Origin of the sequence: Actinomadura luteofluorescens, from assembly GCF_013409365.1 — a bacterium.
GTDB classification, from domain to species: Bacteria; Actinomycetota; Actinomycetes; order Streptosporangiales; family Streptosporangiaceae; genus Spirillospora; species Spirillospora luteofluorescens.
Window position 1 is genome coordinate 854362 of record NZ_JACCBA010000001.1, and the last position, 20259, is coordinate 874620.

16 protein-coding genes are annotated in these 20259 nt (G+C 71.0%); 10 read left to right on the plus strand and 6 right to left on the minus strand.

Translation table 11 applies throughout. From position 1 onward, the window contains the following. Nucleotides 1-185: 185 nt before the first annotated feature. Nucleotides 186-377, minus strand: a complete 192-nt coding sequence (locus tag BJY14_RS47640; RefSeq protein ID WP_218905967.1) for a transposase — start codon at nucleotides 375-377, stop codon at nucleotides 186-188. Nucleotides 378-950: 573 nt separating this feature from the next. On the opposite strand from BJY14_RS47640, the gene BJY14_RS03765 reads away from it, so the two are divergent. From BJY14_RS03765 to BJY14_RS03795, 7 genes are all read left to right on the plus strand, one after another. Then, on the plus strand, nucleotides 951-1238 hold the full coding sequence (locus BJY14_RS03765) for a hypothetical protein (protein WP_179842312.1): 288 nt from the start codon (nucleotides 951-953) through the stop codon (nucleotides 1236-1238). Nucleotides 1239-1470: 232 nt separating this feature from the next. After that, nucleotides 1471-1713 (plus strand): helix-turn-helix domain-containing protein, encoded by a 243-nt coding sequence (locus BJY14_RS47645; RefSeq protein WP_353831856.1) that lies wholly within the window; start codon nucleotides 1471-1473, stop codon nucleotides 1711-1713. Then, a complete protein-coding gene (locus BJY14_RS03775) occupies nucleotides 1710-2093 on the plus strand; it encodes a hypothetical protein (RefSeq protein ID WP_179842314.1) in 384 nt (127 codons plus the stop codon). The genes BJY14_RS47645 and BJY14_RS03775 overlap by 4 nt, the downstream gene beginning before the upstream one ends. 1847 nt (nucleotides 2094-3940) lie before the next feature. Next, nucleotides 3941-5305 carry an amino acid permease gene (locus BJY14_RS03780; protein ID WP_179842315.1) on the plus strand — a complete coding sequence of 455 codons (1365 nt, stop codon included), beginning with the start codon at nucleotides 3941-3943 and terminating at the stop codon, nucleotides 5303-5305. A 25-nt stretch (nucleotides 5306-5330) separates the two neighbouring features. Then, nucleotides 5331-6539 (plus strand): arginine deiminase, encoded by a 1209-nt coding sequence (locus BJY14_RS03785; protein WP_179842316.1) that lies wholly within the window; start codon nucleotides 5331-5333, stop codon nucleotides 6537-6539. Next, on the plus strand, nucleotides 6536-7474 hold the full coding sequence (argF, locus tag BJY14_RS03790; protein WP_179842317.1) for an ornithine carbamoyltransferase: 939 nt from the start codon (nucleotides 6536-6538) through the stop codon (nucleotides 7472-7474). The genes BJY14_RS03785 and argF overlap by 4 nt, the downstream gene beginning before the upstream one ends. Next, nucleotides 7471-8370: a carbamate kinase gene (locus tag BJY14_RS03795; protein WP_179842318.1), complete on the plus strand. Its 900-nt coding sequence runs from the start codon at nucleotides 7471-7473 to the stop codon at nucleotides 8368-8370. The genes argF and BJY14_RS03795 overlap by 4 nt, the downstream gene beginning before the upstream one ends. Before the next feature lie 193 nt (nucleotides 8371-8563). Here BJY14_RS03795 and BJY14_RS03800 read toward each other — a convergent pair whose 3' ends face one another. The 3 genes from BJY14_RS03800 to BJY14_RS03810 form a co-directional block, all read right to left on the minus strand. After that, complete coding sequence (locus BJY14_RS03800) at nucleotides 8564-8986, minus strand: hypothetical protein (protein ID WP_179842319.1); 423 nt, start codon at nucleotides 8984-8986, stop codon at nucleotides 8564-8566. A gap of 189 nt (nucleotides 8987-9175) precedes the next feature. Continuing rightward, nucleotides 9176-9607 (minus strand): STAS domain-containing protein, encoded by a 432-nt coding sequence (locus BJY14_RS03805; protein ID WP_179842320.1) that lies wholly within the window; start codon nucleotides 9605-9607, stop codon nucleotides 9176-9178. Between the two features lie 74 nt (nucleotides 9608-9681). After that, the gene (locus BJY14_RS03810) at nucleotides 9682-10143 is read right to left on the minus strand and encodes a DUF5994 family protein (protein WP_179842321.1); all 462 of its coding nucleotides are present in this window, start codon (nucleotides 10141-10143) and stop codon (nucleotides 9682-9684) included. A 1089-nt stretch (nucleotides 10144-11232) separates the two neighbouring features. Between BJY14_RS03810 and BJY14_RS03815 the strand changes: the two genes are divergently transcribed. Further along, on the plus strand, nucleotides 11233-11616 hold the full coding sequence (locus BJY14_RS03815; protein WP_246396476.1) for an STAS domain-containing protein: 384 nt from the start codon (nucleotides 11233-11235) through the stop codon (nucleotides 11614-11616). A gap of 411 nt (nucleotides 11617-12027) precedes the next feature. Further along, on the plus strand, nucleotides 12028-13761 hold the full coding sequence (locus BJY14_RS03820; protein ID WP_179842323.1) for a GAF domain-containing SpoIIE family protein phosphatase: 1734 nt from the start codon (nucleotides 12028-12030) through the stop codon (nucleotides 13759-13761). Nucleotides 13762-13810: 49 nt separating this feature from the next. Here BJY14_RS03820 and BJY14_RS03825 read toward each other — a convergent pair whose 3' ends face one another. Then, nucleotides 13811-14107: a hypothetical protein gene (locus BJY14_RS03825; protein ID WP_179842324.1), complete on the minus strand. Its 297-nt coding sequence runs from the start codon at nucleotides 14105-14107 to the stop codon at nucleotides 13811-13813. Between the two features lie 1552 nt (nucleotides 14108-15659). On the opposite strand from BJY14_RS03825, the gene BJY14_RS47100 reads away from it, so the two are divergent. Further along, on the plus strand, nucleotides 15660-18500 hold the full coding sequence (locus BJY14_RS47100) for an ATP-binding protein (protein WP_312878957.1): 2841 nt from the start codon (nucleotides 15660-15662) through the stop codon (nucleotides 18498-18500). A gap of 40 nt (nucleotides 18501-18540) precedes the next feature. On the opposite strand, the gene BJY14_RS03835 is transcribed toward BJY14_RS47100, so the two are convergent. Continuing rightward, nucleotides 18541-20247 (minus strand): hypothetical protein, encoded by a 1707-nt coding sequence (locus BJY14_RS03835; protein WP_179842326.1) that lies wholly within the window; start codon nucleotides 20245-20247, stop codon nucleotides 18541-18543. Nucleotides 20248-20259 lie beyond the last annotated feature (12 nt).

The window sequence follows — 20259 nt, forward strand, 5'->3', positions numbered from 1 at the left end:
CTTCATTCGACATTCGGAGAACACCGGCACGGGGATGGGCATGGAAAAGAAAAGGAAACGGCGGCCTTCGGCAAACAACGCGGCTCACCGCACAGACCGAGTGGCGGACTGTGATCCAGGACACACCATCGTCGAGTCGTCCAGCCGGCGCGCGACTCCGGACTGGAGAGCTTCAAGAGTTGGGGTTACCAGAGTGGTAGGTGTGTGCCGGCGAGGAGGCCGTTGAGTAGGGCGGGCCGGCGCTGGACGCGTTTCAGGCGGGTCTTGATGAGCGTCATGAGCTGGTCGATGGCGTGCTTGGCGGGGTTGGCCAGAGACCGTTTCAGGTGTGCCCAGACGCTTTCGACGGGGTTGAGTTCGGGGGCGTAGGGCGGCAGTTAGAAGACGGTGAGCCAGTCCCGGGCGGCCAGGTAGCGGCGCATCCGGGCCGAGCGGTGGGTGTTGAGGCCATCCCAAACGACGACGATCGGTCCGCCGAGATGCTGGTGAGCGGCGTCCAGTAAGCGGATGTAGTCGCCTTCGTCGAACCCCTCCGGTGGGTGCCGCGGGCGGTGACGCGCACGACCGGTGTGCGTCCGCGTCGTCCCCCGGTAGTGCCTTTGCCTCGGTCCAGCCGTGCGCGGCCGGACCGGCCTCCAACGCCTCCTCCAGGAGCTTCACCTGATCGCCGGTCACTTTGCATTTCGCGCCACTGGCGCCCTTGGAGGCCAGCGCTGCCGTCCCTCCCGTCTGCCAGGCCCGCCGTCACCGGTTCACCGACATCGGCGCCCCCGCCCATACCGCATCCACCAGAGGTAACCCGCTCACCCCGCAGACCAGTCACTATCAAGACACAGTCGGTAAAACCAACCATTGAAGCTCTCTAGATGATCTATCTGAAAGCTGAACCGGCCAGTGTCAAGGCCGCTCTTGATCAGTCGTGAAGATCGCTGCCAAGGGGTGGCCAGTCGATGCGTGCTCAGCTCGGCTGGTCGCAATCGAACTGGCGACCAGATGCCGTGATTCACGCAAAAACGGAGCTGGGCACGGTGAACGCCTACACTTCCGGTAGCGCGTATGTCGTGGAGGCCTGGGACGGGGACAGACCCCTTCCGGTCTTCAAGGAGACCGAGACGCTCAGTCAGGGCAGTTGGGGCCTGCGCACGGTCGCCGAGTCCGTCACACGGTGGGGTTCGCGCTTCGACTATAAGGGCGGAAAGGCCGTCTTGACCGAGTTGCGGTGTCGTGATCTCTCCTGAAGCGGTCCGACGCCGAGTTGCTGTACCAGCGGGCTGATACGCGTGTTCTCGCCGTGGCGGTCCTCGGAAGTGCTGGCGGGCCGGGAAGTTCGATGGGCGCGTGCGCGTATCAAGCATGCGCGGCTTGTTCTTGCCATGCGTGGGGTGGATCTGCATGGGTCTGCTCCCGCCGTGGTCGCCTTCAATGACAGAGGGGATCGGTGTGGGAGAACGGATGATCGCTGCCCGGGTGATGGTCGACGGGTGCGACTTCGGTCCTGGGCGGACTCTTACTTCCGGTGAGGCTGCGCACATGTTAAGTGTGCGTCGCAACACAGTGGTGCGCTGGGGCAACAGAGGAAAGCTGGCGAGTGATCGCGCACAGGGCGGTATACACCGTTACAGCCGTGAACAGGTCGAGCACCTGTGGTACGGGCGGGCCGCAGCACGTAAGGCCGGGCCCGCAGTGTCACACGTTGCAGGAGATGTCCGGTGACCGGGCCGGACGTGTCTGGGCCGGACGTGTCTGGGCCGGACACGGTGGAGGTGACGCTCGAGGCGCTTTACCAGCAAGCGAGAACGGCCTGGGAGGTGGTGCAGCGCGATTCTGACGGCCTGTCCCTGGCGGGGACGGGTGATGCGCTGGAGGTGACCGTGGATGTGCTGGACCTGGTGTGGTCGGTCGTCAGGGCGGTGGTGACGCGTACGGAGTCGATCCGGGAGCGCGAGGTGAACGATCGTCGGAGGGCGGAGACTGATGTGGTGGATCTTGCGCTAGTGCATCTGCACTATGGACAAGAGGGGCTGATGGTGGCGCGTCACCTGCTGGGGGCGGGTCGCGGTGAGGTGCTGCGAGTGACACAGGGCAAGGTGTAGGTTTCGGGGAGTCGCGGGGTGAAGGGCCGCGGCTCCCCCTTCGCGTGTCAAAGCCAGCTTCGGAAACCGGCGCACCGGATTGGCAAGCCGCCTACCCCCACCGGAGATCACTGGTCGAACACACTGTCGCCCGGCTTCGCCCACCACGCAGACCGCCGCCTCCGCCGCCGATTCGTCGCTGCGCCGTCCTGGAACCTGCCGCGGCCACGACCACCGGCGCCCCGACTGGTCACACGCTGCGGTCACTGGCTCGACGGATCCTGCGTCTGCCCCAAGAGATCGACGACCTCAAAGCTCAGATCGCCGCCGCCATCACCACCTGCCATCCGGCGTGGCGGGCTGCTATCGAGTCGGTCCCGAGACTGCCGCGGTCCTGCTCATCGCCGCGGGCGTCTCCACAGCGCGGCATCATTCGCCGCCCTGTGCAGAGCCAGCCCGTTCCAGACATCTTCCGGCAAGCCGAACGTCACCGGCTCAATCGATAGCCGCCGTTCTCCATGCGGCCGAGGATTTCACGGTCTGGGCCACAAAACGCTGGCCCTTGCCTGTCGGAGTAGGCAACGCCCAATCGTTGTGGGGGTCGCGATCCCGAGCGCTTCGCGTCCTACACCAGCGCAGTGCCAGAGACCGACAGGTGGACCGGCTGTGCGCCGGACGGCGTGCCCCGCCCGCCGTGCAGGCGCCCTTGGTGCCCCAGCGCTCTCGGATCGCGGGCCTCCACAGTGGAGTAACCGGAGCAAGTACTGGTTCCGCGTGACGGAGCCGGCAATCAGGGCGACCATACGAACCTGGTGGTGCTTGGCGCGCAGCCGCACGGTTCTGGTCCGCGCGGTCACTGCGATGTCCTCCGCACGCAGCCGCGCATACTTCCCTCACCCGAGCCCCGGAGCAGGGCTGCCGTTAGCACCCGCCCGTGTCATACGCCGCACATGTCCTTGGCACTTCCTTCCAGTACAGGCCGACCAAGGGTGCGGCGTAGGGCTACAGGTAGCGACGGCCCGGACAGCACCTTGAAATTGGCGGAAGCAGAGGAGGTACGGCACCTGGAAGAAGTCGGGGCGCCGTCGCGCCAGAAGCGCAACTGCCCTGGTGCCAACTCGGCCCGTCCCGACGGCCACGATCGGCGAGCCGCGCCGCGTGCTCTCCGTACAGGCAACCCCGCCGATGGATTCAACGAATCCCGAAGGAACTAATGATGCAGAAACGACGAGGTATGGCCGTGGGCATCGACGGCCCCGGGATTCACGGCCCTCCGCGCGGGCCTCTCGGTGTGCCGCCGACGCCGGACCAGGAGCCGGATCCACGGCCGACATGAGCCCGGCCACCGATCCGTCCCCTCAAGAAGGCATCCTGCCCTGATCACACCACGGCGCGGGCCATATCTCTGAATCCCGTTCCGCTTTTCCCAGGCAGCAAGATGATCACTGGAACAGTATGGACAGCCGCCTATAAACCATTGAGAAACGCCGCAGCCAGACACGAGGGCGGGCGAACTCACTACGAACGGGACTTTCACACCGGCCGCGTCCGGGCCCTCGCCGCTGACGTAATCGATGCCGACGGAAGTGCCCGTCGGCACAGCGTGGACCAGCATGCGCCTTTCGGCGAACCGACGGGTGCGGAACGGGCGTCATGCGGCCTCGACGACGTCCGTTTCGGCGGGCAGGTCCGGTGGCGTGCGCGAGAGCCGCGTCCAACAGCCCGTCATTGTGCGGGGCAGCGGCCGATTGTCTCCACGGGGCGGGACCTTGGTCCGGAGGCTTGGGGACGGATGACCGGCGATCGGGCGGGCCGCCGATGATCGACTGAGTGTCGCGGCACGCAGGCCGCTCATCGAGGAGACGCTCATGCGCACGCAATCCCCCCGCCGAAGACTGGGTTTCTGGATGGCCTCCGCCCTCGTCGTGGGCAACATGATCGGATCAGGTGTCTTCCTGCTGCCCAGTTCGCTGGCCGAGTACGGCCCCATCAGCCTGATCGCCTGGGTGTTCACCAGTTTGGGCGCCGTGCTGCTGGCACTGGTGTTCGCCCGCCTGGCCCGCGCCTACCCGCGGACGGGCGGGCCCTACGCCTACGCGCGGCAGGCGTTCGGCGACTTCGTCGGTTTCCAGACGGCCTGGGGCTACTGGATCGCGGTCTGGGCTGGGAACGCGGCGATCGCGGTGGCGTTCGTCGGCTACCTGGCCCACTTCTGGCACGCGCTGGCCACCGAGAGGGCCCTGGCGGCCGTGGTGGGGATCGCGGTGATCTGGCTGCTGACCGGCGTCAACGCTTACGGCGTCCGGCAGGGCGGCGCGGTCCAGGTCGTGACGACTGTGGTGAAGCTGGTTCCGCTGCTGCTGATCGCGGTCGGCGGGCTGTTCTTCATCAAGTCCGCCAACTTCGGGCCGTTCAACGGCAGCGGCGAGGGCGCGTTCTCGGCGGTCACCGCCGCCGCGGCGCTGACGCTGTGGTCGTTCATCGGCCTGGAGTCGGCCACCGTTCCGGCGGAGGACGTGGAGAACCCGGAGAAGACCATCCCGAGGGCCACCATCGCCGGCACCGCCGTCACCGCGCTGATCTACATCCTCGGCACCGTCGCCGTGCTCGGCCTGGTGCCCGCCGCCGCGCTGGCCGGCTCGACGGCGCCGTTCGCGGACGCCGCGGACGCGGCGTTCGGCGGCTGGGCCGCCGACCTCGTCGCGGCGGGCGCCGCGATCAGCGCGTTCGGGGCGCTGAACGGGTGGATCCTGCTGCAGGGCCAGGTGCCGTTCGCCGCCGCGCGCGACGGGCTGTTCCCGCGGATCTTCGCCCGCACCGGACGCGGCGGCACCCCGGTCGCCGGGCTGGTGATCTCCAGTGTGCTGGTGACGGCGCTGATGGCGATGAACTACAACGCGAGCCTGGTCGACCAGTTCACCTTCGTGATCCTGCTCGCCACCCTCACCACCGTCATCCCCTACGCCTACGCGGCGGCCGCCGAACTGGTGCTGCTCGCCACCGACCATGCCGCGTTCTCCGGGCGCCGGCTCGCCCGCGACGCGGTGATCGCGCTGCTGGCGTTCGGCTACTCGGTGTGGGCGATCTCCGGCGCCGGCCAGGAGGTCGTCTTCAAGGGCACGCTGCTGGTCTTCGCCGGATTCCCCGTCTACGCGTGGCTGAAGTACCGCGACGCTCGCACTCCGCTCAAGGCCGTCGGAAGCGAGCCCGAACCGCCCGCCAAGGCCGCCTGAACCGCCCTCCGAAAGGAAAGATCCCTTGTTCACCGTTTCCTCCGAGGTCGGGCGGCTGCGGCAGGTGCTGCTGCACCGCCCCGACCTGGAACTGCTCCGCCTCACTCCGGCCAACAAGGACGACCTGCTCTTCGACGAGGTGCTGTGGGCCAAGCGCGCCCGGCAGGAGCACGACGTGTTCGCCGACACTCTGCGCGAGCGCGGCGTCCAGGTGTTCTACGTCGCCGACCTGCTGGCCGAGACCCTCAAGAACGACCAGGCGCGGGCGCACGTGCTGGACCACACCGCCGCCGAGACCGTGCTTGGGCCGACGCTGGCCGGCCCCGTCCGGGCCGCGCTGGACGGCCTCGACCCCGACACCCTCGCCCGGCACCTCATCGGCGGGCTGACGAAGGCGGAGATGGGCCTGGCCGTCCACAGCCTGCTGCTGGCCTCGCTCGACGACGGCGACTTCGTCCTGCCGCCGCTGCCCAACCACCTGTTCACCCGCGACCCGTCGGCCTGGGTGTACGGCGGCGTCACCCTGCATCCGATGGCCAAGCCCGCCCGCCGCCGCGAGACCCTCCATCTCGACGCGATCTACCGGTACCACCCGATGTTCGCCGAGCAGCACCAGCCCGTCTGGTATCCGGGCGCGGACTTCGCCCTCCCCACGCTCGAAGGCGGCGACATCCACGTCCTCGGCAAGGGCCTGGTCCTGATCGGCATGAGCGAGCGGACGACACCGCAGGCCATCGAGCTGCTCGCCCGGTGGCTGTTCGCCGAGGGCGCCGCGCACCGCGTCATCGCCGCCCAGCTGCCCCGGCGGCGGGCGTTCATGCACCTGGACACCGTCATGACCATGGTCGACCGGGACGCCTTCACCGTCTACCGCGGGCTGCCGCCGCTGCGGTCCTACACGCTCACGCCCGGCCGGGGCACCGAGGTGCTGGTGCACGAGAACGAGGCGCTGTTCCCCGCCATCGCCCGCGCCCTCGACCTGCCGCACGTCCGCGTCCTGACCGCCGATCAGGACGTCCGCGCCGCCGAGCGCGAGCAGTGGGACGACGGCGACAACGTCCTGGCCGTCGCACCCGGCGTCGTCGTCGCCTACGAGCGCAACGTCACCACCAACACCATGCTCCGCCACCACGGAATCGAGGTCATCACCATCCCCGGCAGCGAACTCGGCCGCGGTAGAGGCGGCCCCCGATGCATGTCCTGCCCCCTGCACCGCGACGAGGTGACCCCATGAAAGACCTGCTCCGCACCGCCGACCTCAGCGCCGACGACCTGGTCATGCTGCTGAAGCTGGCCACCGGCTTCCAGGACGAGCCGGGCTCGGCGCACGAGCTGCTGGCCGGCCGCATCGTCCCGATGTACTTCGCCAAGCCGTCCACCCGAACCCGCCTGTCCACCGCGGCGGCGGTCGCGCGACTCGGCGGCGTACCCGTCACGGTCGGGCCGGACGAACTGCAGCTGCGGCGCGGCGAGACCATCGCCGACACCGCCCGGGTGGTGGGCTCCTACGCCGCCGCGATCGTCATCCGCACTTTCGCCGACACCGACGTCGAGGAACTGGCGGCCGCCGCCCCGATCCCGGTGGTCAACGCGCTGACCGACGGGCACCATCCGCTGCAGGCCGTCGCCGACCTGCTGACCGTCAGGGAGCACTTCGGTGAGTTGCACGGCCACCGCATCGCCTACGTCGGCGACGGTGGCAACAACGTCGCCCGCAGCCTGATGGAGGCCGCGGCGGTCGCCGGCATGGAGATGGCCATCGCCGCCCCGGACGGTTACCTGCCCCAAGAGGAGGCCCTCGCGTCCGCCAGGGCCGAAGCCGAACGGCGCGGCGGAAGCATCGTGGTGACGCATGACCCCGCCGCGGCGGCCAGTGGCGCAAGCGTCGTCTACACCGACGTCTGGCTGTCCATGGGAGATTCCGAAGACGAACGCGCGCGCCGCCGCTCCGTGTTCGCCGCGTACCGGGTCGACCAGGACCTCATGAACGGTGCGGGTGAGGACGCCGTGTTCATGCACTGCCTGCCCGCCCATCGCGGCGAGGAGGTCACCGCGGCCGTCATCGACGGCGGACGGTCGCTGGCCTTCAGGCAGGCCGCCAACCGGCTGCCCGCCACACAGGCCGTCCTCTACGCCCTCCTGACCGACCAGTTGGAAGGCCGACGATGAGGATCGTCGCCGCGCTCGGGGGCAACGCGCTGCTCCAGCGCGGGGAACCCCTTGACGCCGCCGTCCAGATCGCGCATGTCCGCGAGGCCGTCCGCGGCCTCGCGGCTCTGGCGGACGGCAACGATCTGATCGTCACGCACGGGAACGGTCCGCAGGTGGGGCTACTGGCGATCGAGAGCGCCGCGGACCCGGAACTCGCCGCGCCCTACCCGCTCGACGCCCTCGGCGCCGCGACCCAGGGCATGATCGGCTACTGGCTGATCCGCGAGCTCCGCCGCGTCCTTCCCCACCGGGAGGTCGTCGCCCTGCTCACCGAGACCCTGGTCGACCCGGCCGATTCCGCCTTCCGCGACCCGACCAAGTTCATCGGCCGCGGCTACCCACCGGCCGAGGCACGGCGGCTGCGGGACGCCCGGGGCTGGGCGATGCGCCCGGACGGCCGCATGTGGCGGAGGGTCGTCCCCTCCCCCGAACCGCGCGACATCGTGGAACTCGCGGCCATGCGGCGGCTCGTCGACGACGGCTGCGTGGTGATCGCGGCCGGCGGCGGAGGCGTCCCGATCGACCCGGACCACCACGGTGTCGAGGCGGTGGTCGACAAGGACCTCACGGCCGCGCTCCTCGCCGCGCGCCTGAAGGCGGACACGCTGATGTTGCTCACCGACGTTCCTGCCGTGATGGCCGGCTACGGCACCGCGGACGCCCGTCCCGTCGGCCTCATCACCCCGGCCCGGCTGCGCGCGATGGACCTCCCGAGCGGTTCCATGGGGCCGAAGGCGGAAGCCGCCTGTCGCTTCGCCGAGCAGCGTCCCGGCGCCGCGGCGGTCATCGGTTCCCTCGCCGACGCGCCCGCCCTGCTCACCGGCGAGGCGGGCACCAGAATCGAGACACCATGAGCGCCGGACCGCAGGCCCTCGATGCCGACACCTGTCCTGCCCTGCCGCAGGACCTCGCGGTCGGCCGGATCGCCTGAGCCGGGACGGCGGCCCCGCGTCCACCCTGCCGGTGAACTTCGTCATGGCCGGGGAGCCGAGGTCGACGAGGGAGCGCCGGCCCGGCCCGTCCCGGAAGGCAGGGACGCCGATGGCCTCAGTGCGGCCGTTCCGCCGTCCAGCGGCGGTGGCGTGCGGCACCGAGTCTCCCGTCGGGTGCGAAGGTCGTGGTCGATGGGGCCGGCGGCGCCTGGGCGATGGCGTGGGCGAGCGCCGCGGCGCGGATGCCGTGGATGATCTCGTCCAGTGTGCCGATCGCCTGCCGCAGTGTCCTGCGTAGCCGCTCGGCCTCAGCGGGGGTCACCTGGCGATGGGCCGGCGCCGCAGCGGCAGGCCGACCGGGCCTGCCGTCGCGCTGCCGCCGGGGCGGATGGTCGTCACCGTCGTGTGGGCTGAGCCGGGCGAGGTCTTGGTGCAAGTCCATGCTGACGGTGAACGCCTGGCGGATCAGCCCATCGGCCAGCACGCTGAAGTCCGGGGGCCCGCCGTCCGCGGGTAGGTGGGGCGGGTGTTCCGGCATCGCAGACCACTTCCTTGATGGATTGAAGGACGCCGGCCCGCGGCGGTGCGCTCGCTCCGCCCGCCGCGGGAGCCCGGCCGCAGCACCGAACGCACCGGGCGGCCACCACGCCGGTCCGGCCGGCCGCCGTTCTGATCGACCGGACGGCGGGCGGTCTGGCGGGCGCCGTGGATTTCCAGTTCGACCGCATCAGCTGCCTGGAGCATCCGGGGCGTGGCGGGAGGAGCCTGGGTGGACGTTGAGGCCGCGGTCCAGGCCGGTTATGCGCAACAGTTTGGCGACCTGCGGGCGGGGGTCGGACAGGTAAAGGCTGATGCCGAGTTCGGTGGCATCGCGCTGGATGCCGATCAGCATGGTCAGCCCGGCCGCGTCGCAGAAGGTCACCTCGCGCAGGTCGAGGATCAGCAGCCGGGCGCTTTGGGGCAGTGCGGTGAGAAGTCGCTCGCCCAGTGCGGGGGCGGAAGCCATGTCGAGATCGCCCCGCAAGGCGACGATGGTGATGCCCGGACGTCCGGGGGAAGGCGCGGTGGCCCTGGCGACGGCCCGGGATCGGCTGACGGCGGTGAACCGGGTGGGGCCGGAGTACCGGGTGCATACGGTCGTGGGCTTGCCGCCGGTCATGGCGATTTCCGATCGCGGGGTGGATGAATTCGGCCGTGCCGGTCGTGTCCGCGGGTCAGCGCGGCATTGACGGTTCACGCGGTCAGCCGATCGGCGGCCTTGTCCAGGGCCGCCTGGGCCGCCGTGTGGCCGGTGGCGGCCGGGACGGTGAGCAGGTCGATGCGGCGGCCGTCGGCGTAGATCGCGGTGAGCAGCCCGGCGGGCAGGTTGTCGAACCAGCTCAGCAGGACCTCGCGGGTGTCGTTGGGGCCGTTGACGAGCAGGCGGCGCGGATGGGTGTGCCAGTCGGCCGCCCGCAGCAGGACGTGGCTGATCGGCTGGCGGTCGCCAGGTGGGCCGTGGGCCCGCAAGGCCAGCAGCAACGCGGGCAGTTCGGCGACCGGATCGGCCGAGCGGGGCCACCAGGCGCCGTCCAGAAGCGCGCGTCCCCGCCCTGAACGGTGGCGCATGAGCGGGGCGGACGGCTGCAGGGCGAGCCGGGGGGCCGGGGGCGGCGGGAGCCCGCCGGTCGTGATCGGTTCCGCGGTGGTGCGCATGGACTATTCCCCTCCCCCCGGAACCGCGAGGCGGCTCCTCTGGGTGAGCTGTCGATCGGACGGACCGGCCGACAGGTCTGGGGCTCCCCCGCAGATGCGGGGTGATGCGGCAGAACCCGGCAAGCGGGGCGGTTCCGATCAGCGAACGAGCCGGTGTGGCGGATCACCCTCAAGGGCGGGGATGTCGTCTTTGCCGGATATCGATAACTCTAGTCGCCAATCCTCGACGCCTCAAAAACCTGGAGTAATGTCTGCCCAAGTTTTCGACATTTCTTCTTCTGTCTTTGGATTTCGCGGGTTTGACGGCGGTGGATTTCCATCGCATTTCCGCCCCGTCCGGCTTCCTGGTCATCGAGCGTGGCGGGAAGACCAGGTGTGAGAAGAGCTGTCGTGGCCCGACGTGGCTCGATCGCCTCACCGGCTCCGACGGTGGCCGCCGGGGTCAGCGTGAGCGCAGCCTGTCGAGGCGATGGGCCGGTACACCGCCGAGCGCCTGCAGAGCGTCGCGCAGTTCGTCGCGCTCTGCTCCCGGTACCGCGCGGCTGCCAGCGGTGGTCCGGATGCTGGTTCGGGCCGGGGTGGTCTGGTGAGACCGAGTAACCGCAGCATGCGATCTATCGTGCCCACAGCGTGCCCCGTCCTTCTGCATCGGCTTGCCGCCCGGGGAGGGGCGCCCGGCGTTCGTGCCCGTGATTCCGGAGGAGTGGCCAGCTCATACCCCGAACGAACAGGCCCACCCATCGCGATGAGCCGGCTCAGGGCGGTGGCACTCCTGACCTCGATCGCCGACAGCACCCTCAGGCGGGGCCCGGTGGCGTAGGCTCAGTGGCACCGGAGGCACTTCGTGCGCGGGCCGCCAAGTCGGCGCCGTCTCCGGCGATCACGACCCGGTCCTCGACGGACCGAGAACGGGGCCTTCGAGATGGCCCGCACAGTGCTCGATTCACTTATGTCGCCAGGCGGCGGTCCCGGGCGGCGATGTGATGCGGAGGAGAACCTCGCCTCCCGTGCCACGCGATTCGGTGTCATTCATCTCCTACCTCCCGGGTCCGCAGGGCGTTCCGTGATCGGAGATCATCAGTGAGCACCATGACCGCCGCGTCCACTGTCGACGGCCTGACCGCAGTACCCGCCGAGGTGCGGACGCCCGCCCACCGGCGCCCCGGCCACACCATCGTCGCGCTGCACGGCACCTTGGACTCCGGAGCTGCGCCGGCGCTGCGCGAGCACCTGCTGGGAGTGCTGCGTTCCAGCGGCCGGCTACTGATACTCGACCTGGGTGAGGTGTCGTCTTGCGGCGAGGCCGGCCTCGCCGTCCTAGTCGGCATCCAGCGCCGCGCCGCAGGACTTGGGATCACCGTCCGCCTCAGTGCCGCGAACCGGCAGCCCACCGAACTCCTCCACCTCACGGGTCTGGACCGCGTACTTGTGGTCCAGACGGCTCCGGGGGTGCGGGCCGCGGCCGCGGCATGACCGCCGGGACTCTGGACGCCACGGGTATGGCGCCAGAGCGCACCGTGTCCGACCAGGCGGGTCGTACCGGACGGCGCGGGACGTTCACTGATCGGGCGGACGCGTGATCCCCCGCCGCGTGCTCTTCGCACCGGCGACCCCGACGAGAGGTCCATCGAACTCCGAGGCGAGCCGATGACGATGAAAGACGAATACCTCTCGCTGATGAAGGGCCTCGCCGCAGGCATGGCCATCGCGCTGGTCGCGGTCTGCGCGGTCGTCGCCGTCGTCTCTCTGATCGTCTCCTGAACCGGCCGAGCGGAGGCGACCGCGCAGGTACGGGGGACGCCTCCGGTGGGCGCACCATCGGCAGATCGGCCCTGCCCCCGCGGGGTCGAGGTGTTCCGGTGGCCGCGAGGGGCAGGGATCCTGATGTCCGACCAGGAGGAGCAGATGAGCGGGCGGCCGCACGCCCGGGTCGGCGCGGACCACGCGGGCCCGGGCGATGCGATGAACTCAGCGATCGTGGCGATCAGCACAACCGGCATGATCACGGCCTGGAGTCCCTGTGCCCGGCACCTGCTGGGCCACACCGCCGAGGAGGCGCTGGGACGGCCAGTGGAGCGGTTCCTGCACCGCGTCGCCGAGGGCGGTGCCCATCCGCGGCGGGACCACCGCATCCTGCGTGTACTGCGGGCCGGTGTCCCCGTCGACGCCGGAGCTGACTCGTTCACCCATCGCGACGGACACCCGGTGATGCTGGCCTGGTCATCCGCCCCGATCTACGCCGGCGAGCCGGGCGCGGAGGGACGCGAAGCCGGGACGGTGACCGGAGCGGTCATCGTGCTGCAGGACGCGACCCAGCCACTCCGGATCGAGCGGGAACAGCACGACCGGATGGAGCAGGCGCGGCGGGCCAACTCCCGGTTGGAGCTGGTCGCCGAGATCACCACCGTGCTGTCGTCCACCCTGGACGAGAGCGAGGTGCTGCGGCGGCTGGTCCGGCTGGCGGTCCCCGCGCTCGGTGACTGGGCGGAGGTCGACCTGCTCATCCCAGACGGACGCGTCGAGCGGGTGGCCGCGACCCACCGCGAGTTCTCCCCCGCCGACATCGCTCACCTGGAAGGGCCACTGCCGCCACTCCCCCGGTCCCCGCGCGGCCCCCTCGCGCGAGTGCTGCACGGCGGCACGACCCTGGTCATCAGCGGCGACGATGCCCGGCCGTACTCCGACGAGCCGCTCACCGCCGCGCAGCACGAGCTCTTCCGGGCCATGGACGCCCACAACGTGATCATCACCCCCCTGGCGGCCCGGGGCGAGACCTACGGCGCGCTGACCCTGGGCTACTCGCGCCCCGGTCACGGCTACGGTCCTGACGACCGGCTCGTCGTGGAGGACATCGCGCGCCGTACCGGACTCGTCCTGGCCAACGCCCGGCTGTACACCGCCCAACGGAACACCGCCGAAGCCATGCAGCGCAGCCTGCTCACCCCTCTGCCCCAACCGGACGACCTGCAACTCCAGGCCCGGTACCTGCCCGCCGCCTTGGCCAGCTGGGTCGGCGGCGACTGGTACGACGCGTTCCCTCTCGCCGACGGCGCCACCGGGCTGGTCATCGGCGACATCATGGGCCACGACCTGCGCGCGGCGTCCCGCATGGCGCAGGTCCGCAACATGCTCAGGGCCCTGGCCTGGGACCTCGCCGCGCCCCCGAGCACCGTCCTGGAGCGCCTGGACGCGGTGATGGACGCCGTCAGCGACGCCGAACTCGCCACCGCCGTGTTCGCCCGCGTCGAGAAGACCGCCGCCGGATCCTGGCAACTGCGCTGGTGCAACGCGGGCCACCCCCCGCCGCTCCTGATCACACATGACGGCGCCACGACCTTCCTCGAAGAGCACGGAATGCTGCTCGGCAACCCCACCCTCACCGGTGGCCGCCCCGACGGCACTCGAGAACTGCCGCCGCTGTCCACCCTGCTGCTCTACACCGACGGCCTCATCGAGACCCGCGGCACCGACCTGACCGACAGCCTCACCAGCCTTCGCCGCCACAGCGCCCACCTGGCCCGGCTCCCCGTGTCCGACCTGTGCGACCAACTCCTGGAACGCATGGAACTCAGCGGCGAGGACGACGTCGCCCTCCTCGCCCTCCGCGTCCCCGTATGAGGGCACAAGCCCTGCGCCCCGGCGACAGGGGTCGAGCGTGCGCCTCCGCTCACAAGGGTTCGCTGACCCAGCGCCAACCCCCGTCGACATGACGCGCACTGATCAGCTGCGCGCTCCCGGAGTCCGCGACCTCGGCGATCATCCGGACCAGCCGGCGGTGGAAGTCCGCGGGCGGACGGCCATCGCCCGACGACCCCTCCAACAAGGACACGCTGACCTTCGCCTCGTCGCGCAGCTGCACGGTCAGCCGGCCGGTCCTGTCCAGACGCAGGACAACGATCGCATCAGCACGGATCAGGTCGCCTTCAGCCGCCGAGATCCATACCTCCGGTGCGTTACCGCTCATGAGCCCCACCTTCCATGAGTCCAGGAGCCCGCCTCACCCCCGAACCTAATGCGGGCCCCGCCCCGGACCCCTCGGCGCGCCGACGAAGAAGACACTGCCCACAGCCGGACGGCGCGGCAACAGCGCCCAGTCCCCTCCTCCCTCCCCGGGAGCAGACCGGCCCAAGCCTCACCTCAAGGTCCCCACCCGCCCCACCGCCGTTGCCGTCGACCAGGTCGGCTCGCTACCTGCTCGACGGTTCTGAACCAGGGCAGCACCACGCGACATGGCACGGTATAGAAATGGAGTTGGATGTGGACAGAGCAGTACACCCCGACACTAAGAGCACTGCTCTGATATGAGATTTGCGGACTTTTAATCCGCAGGGTATTGCTGTCAGGGTCTCCTCGCCCACAGCGCCCGCTTCCGGGGACTATGGCGGCTGACGCGTTGCCTCACCAACTCCATCGACACGCACACACGAATACCCACGGTGCATCAGAGGCGGAGAGGCCTCGGACCGTGATTTGTTCGTGGTAGAAGACCCTAGGCGGGGTGCCCTGGGGAGCCAATCAGGGAGCCACCGTGGTCGGACCCCTCTCGACTCCCCACGACTCCCCCGGAGATTTCCGCAGGTGAGAGGCTCCCCGATCGACTTCCATCGACCTTGATCGACTGGTCTTCTGTGCCGCTCGGTCAAAAGGTCCTCCCCGGTCACGATCAGCGGAATGGTGTCGGCCTCCCGCGTGATCCACGGCTGGGCAGACTGGGGCGCGTGTGAGCAGGGGGCCCGGTTAGTGGAGGCGGCGCCGCTGTCGCCGCGCCTCGGGCCGCGTCGCGCGGATCGCCCGGACCAGGCAGGCGTGGGCGTCAGAGTCGACCAACGCCGCCAGCAGCGCCCGATCCACCGCAGTGAACCGCATCCTCTTCCCGGCCAGTGGCGCTCCAGCACGGCGATCTGGGGCCCCAACACCAAGATTTCGGCGTCCTTGTCCCGATCGGTCATCGGGAGAAGGCGGAGGGCCGCGAAGGTGTTCGCCACGGTCAAGTAGGCCAGTCGCAACAGCAAAGCCGCTCATCATCTCGCGACGACCGCCTCGCCCCCGTCGCTGCGAACCGATTAAGCCTTGCGCCAGAACCCACGCCCTGCAGGTCTCACCTGCACGGACGTAATTTCGGCAGGTACAGGACTGCCAGCCAGCACGTTCTCTGGCTGATCGGCCAACCGACGCCACGCTCACCGAGGATCGCCGGCGTGCGGCGTGCTGCGCCGCGCTCCTGCCGGCCAGGGTCGACGCCGGCGTTCTCAGCGCCAACGAGGTCGCTGCTCTGGCCCTACTGGTGGACAGATCGCTGGGGAGCGAGAACTTGATCGCGAAGTGAGCCGCCAGGCGAGCCGGAGCGATGCCAGCGATCGCCGCATTGCCGTTGAAGGGAGGCGCGCCAGCGCCGACCGCCGAGAGCAATGCGATAAGCCCGTCCGGGATCGGCCAGCCGGGTCCTTGGGGCGGGGAAACGGGGGACGATTTCTTGGGTCGTGGGAATCTCATGCGGTGGTTGCGGAGAGGTGGCCGTGGGGGGACCGGATTTCCTCATCGGGCGGGATGCGGAGCTCGGCAGATTGACGGAGGTTCTGGAGCGGGGCGTCGGGGGTTCGCGGGAGATCGTCTTCCTGGAGGGTGAGCCGGGGATCGGTAAGACGTTCCTGCTGGAGGCGCTGCTCGCGCGGGCGCGGGGGCGGGGTGCGCGGACATTGTCGGGGACGGCGGACGCGATGGGCGGGAGTCGGCCGTTCGGGGCGCTCGCGGAGGCGCTGGCGGCGCCGGCGGGGGACGGGCTGCTGGCGCCGGACGCGGGGGGTGCCGAGGACGGGGTGCCCGTGCCGGCGGGGAGTCCGGCGGAGAAGGGGCTGCGCGGGCTTCAGGTGATCGAGGGTCTGCTGGCGGGGTTGGAGCGGCTGGCGGCGGAGGGGCCGGTGGTGCTCGCGCTGGAGGATCTGCATTGGGCGGATCAGGAGACGCTGCGGGCGTTCGACGCGGTCGTCCGGCATCTGGGGTCGTCGCCGCTGCTGCTGGTGGGAACGTTCCGTGCTCGTCCGCGGAGTGCGGAGTTGGCGGCGCTGCTCGACCGGGTGACGTCGCGCGGGGCGGAGGTGCTGCGGGTGGAGCGTCTGGGCGAGGAGGCGATCGGCGCGCTGTGCGAGCGGGTGCTGGGGGCGCCACCGTCGCGGGCGCTGCGGCGGCGGTTGGCGGCGGCGGGCGGGAATCCACTGTTCGCGGTGCAGTTGCTGCGGGCGTTGCAGGAGCAGGGGGCGGTGGTGGTGGGCGATGGTGTCGCGGACGGCGGGGACGGTCCACTGCCGCCGAGCCTGCGGCAGGTGATCGTGCGGCGGTTCGGGCAGTTGCCCGCGGCGACGGTGGAGCTGCTGCAGATCGCGTCGGTGCTGGGGACGTCGTTCGCGCCGGGTGATCTCGCGACGGTACTGGACAGGCCGCTGGCGGGGTTGCTGCCGCAGTTGAACGACGCGGTGTCGCACGGGCTGGTCGGGGATCGCGGGGACGTGCTGGCGTTCCGGCATCCGATGATGCGGGACGCGCTGTACGAGAGTTTGCCGTCGGCGATCCGGCGGCGGCTGCATCATGAGGCGGGGGAGGCGCTCGCGGCGGCGGGGGCGCCGGCCGCGCAGGTGGCGGTGCAGCTCGCGGAGGGTGCGCAGCCGGGTGATCCGGAGGCGATCGCGTGGCTGCGGAAGGCGGCGGAGGAGGTGTCGGCGTACTCGGTGGGGACGGCCGTCCGGTTGCTGGAGCGGGGGTTGGAGTTGGCGAGCGGCGACGGGGCGCGCGGTGCCGCGGTGCGCGCGGACCTGGTGCCGCTGCTGGGGTTGGAGGGGCGGTTCGCGGAGGCGCGGGAGCTGGCGGCGGCGATCCCGGCGGGGTGCCTGTCGGTGGAGGACGAGATCCGGTTGCGGAGCGGGCAGGCGCGGGCGCTGTCGCGGCAGGGGCGCTGGGCGGAGGCGGCGCGGGCGTTAGGCGCGATCGCGGAGCTGGTGCCCGGTGGCGCGGTGCGGGCGTTGTTCGAGGCGCGAACCGCCTACGCGCTGATCTTCGCGGGGGATGTCGCGGGCGGGCGGGCGCGGGCGGAGCGGATCCGAGACGCGGCGCTGGGGCCGGAGTACGAGCAGGCGCTCGGCGCGGCGGTGACGACGCTGGCGCTGGCGCTGGCCGCGGAGGGGAAGTTGAAGGAGGCGCTGGATCTCGGCGAGCGGGGCCTGGTCGCGGTCGGGGATTCGCGGCCCGCGCCTGGAGCGTTCCTGTTCCCGCACATCCCGGTCGGGTTCGTGCTGCTGGACGCGGACCGTCCGGACGACGCGGAGCGGGTGCTGAACGAGGGGCACGCGCTCATGGAGGAGGTCGGCGCGCTGAGTTTCCGGCCGTACGTGCCGGGTGTGAAGGCGCTCCGGGGGTTCCATTTCGGCGACTGGGAGACGGCGCTGGCGGAGGCGGAGTCCGGTCTCGTGATGGACGAGGAGATCGGCACCCGCTGGCTGTTCTTCGCCGAGACGGTGATCGGCCGGATCGCGCTGGCGCGGGACGATCTGCGGACGGCGGGGCGGATGGCGGCGAAGACGGAGGCGGCGCTGGCGGCGGCCGACGCGCCCGAGTTCGCGACCGGGCGGGGCTGGTCGCTGTGGATCGGGGCGCTGCTGCTGGAGGCGAGGGGCGAGGCGGACGCGGCTGCGCGGGCGGCGGCGCGGGCGTGGCGGGCGCTGAACGGCTGCCGGATGCTCGGCAACCGGCTGCCCGCACTGGACGCGGTACGGCTCGCGGCGGCGGTCGGTGACGGGCGGGTCGCGGACACCGTCACCGATGAGGTCGCCGAGTACGCGGAGCACGCGGGCACGTCGACCGCGGAGGGCCTCCGGCTGCACTGCGAGGGGCTGGCCCGCGGTGACACGGATGCGCTGGTGTCGTCGGTGGAGGCATACCGGGAGGGTGCGCGCGGGTTCGAGCACGGGCTGGCAGCGGAGAGCGCCGCGGTGGCGCTGGCCCGGGACGGCCGGGCGGCGGACGCGCGGCGGATGCTCGCCGAGGCGTTGGAGCGCTACGAGGCGCTGGGGGCGCGGCGGGAGGCGGCCCGCGCCACCGCCGCGCTGCGGGCGCTCGGGGTGCGGCCCGGGGCACGGCGGCGGCGCGTGGACCGTCCGGCGCACGGGTGGCAGGCGCTGACGCCGACGGAGCGGAACATCGCCGTGCTGATCGCCGAGGGGCTCACGAACCCGCAGATCGCCGAGCGCGTGTTCATCTCGCGGTACACCGTGGAGACGCATCTGAAGCGGGTGTTCGCGAAGATGCGGGTGCGCAGCCGCGCCGAACTCGCCGCGCTCGTCGTCGCCCGCGCCCCGCGTCCCGACTAGCGCGTGTCCCCGGGCCGGCCGCCCGGCTGCGGGACACGCCTCAGTGCGTGCCCTTGGGGACTTCGGCGGCGAGTTCGTCCAGGTCGGCGCGGACGGCCTTGACCTCCCAGTAGAACCCGTGGTCCGCGGGGGCGCCGTCCACGGTGCGGACGGCGAACCGGCCGTCCGCCACCGCGGACGCGGCGAGTGGCGACAGTGGTTCGTCGGCCTCGAACTTCGGGGTGAGCTGGACGGTGCGGCCGTCCGGGCGGGTGAGCGCCTCGAAGTAGCCGGGCAGTTCGACGGTGGCCTTGCCATCCGCGAGCCGGCCTTCACCGCGGTAGTAGACGGCGTACTCGGGTCCTTCGACGGCGGCGTGGACGAGGTCGCGTTCGGCGGGCTCGACCGGGTGGTCGATGAGGAAGTGCTTGGCGCCCGCCCAGAGGTTGCCGTCGGCCATCAGCTTGATCGGCCAGTTGTCGCGCTCGTAGCTGCCGACATAGACGGCGCCGTCGGCGAACAGGTCGAACGTGCTGATGCCGCCGCCGCTCCAGGACGGCTTGGTGTGGGCGCCGACGGTGAGCGTCCCGGCGGCCGGGGAGCCGCCGCCCCAGTCGGCGTTGATGTGGACGCCGCCCTTGTTCAGCAGGTAGAGGCGCTCCTCCCCCGCGATGTGCAGCCGCCCCTGGCCGAGGATGGCCTTGCCGGGCGCGTGGTACACGTCCTGCGCGAGCAGGTTCGCCTGGACGGTGAGGTCGCCGCGCGCCACGACGGCGTTCTCGAACGTGGTGCCGCCGCGGACGGTCAGCGCGTTGCCCCGTCCGACGATCGCGGCGGCGGTGACGTCGCGCGCGTGCAGGTCGGCGTAGGGGCGGGAGCCGAAGGCGTAGTCGAGGGAGGGCCAGTTGGTGCTGGGGTCGATGAGCTCGAAGCCGCGCCCGGCGCGGAAGGAGAGTTGGCCGTGCTGGACGCCGTGGCCCCAGAAGCCGAGCGCGGAGACGACCTGGCCGCTGTTGACGGTCGTGCCGTTGATCGAGCCGAGGTGGAGCATGCCGCCGGAGATGCGGAGCCGTTCGGCGCCGCCCTGGAGGAAGTCGATCGTGTCGCCGGCGTCGTTGTTGACGCCGATGAGCAGGGTCGTCTCCTCACCGCCGCGGACGTAGTAGCGGAGGAACGCCTCGTCGCCGGAGCCGCCGCCGGGGTCGGAGGGCCACTGGATGCCGGAGCGGCGGGTGTTCCCGGCCGTCGGTGTGATCGCGCCGCTGAGCACGCGGAGCCCGGCGGCGGCGCGGGACGAGGTGTCGACCGTCACGGTGCCGCCCTGCCGGGTGACGGACGCGAGGACGAGCGAGCGGCCCGGGTCGGACGGCGGGGACGCCGCGAACCTCAGCAGCCCCTCCTCGGTGAGGCGGGTCGCGCGGGCGACGCCGCCGTCGCCGTTGACGTCGGTCTCCCGTTCCAGCAGCGTGAGCGTCAGGACGTGCGTGCCGTCGCCGGGGAGCGTGAGGCGGGTGTCGTCGGGCAGCACGATCGGCATGCCGTCGGCGTCCACGGCGACGCCGGCGGTGACGACGACGTCGCCGCCCGCGGGGTTGACCGCCAGCCCGGACAGCACGCCGGAGGGCGACTGGGCGCGGGTCAGCAGGTTCTGCCGGGACAGCAGGTAGTCGAGGCCCTGCGCGAGGTCGGCCGCGCGCAGGAACTGGTAGTCGAAGTAGCGCGGCCGGGCCATCGGCAGGGCCGTGCCGTTCCGCCAGGTGATGGTCATCGGTGTCTCCAG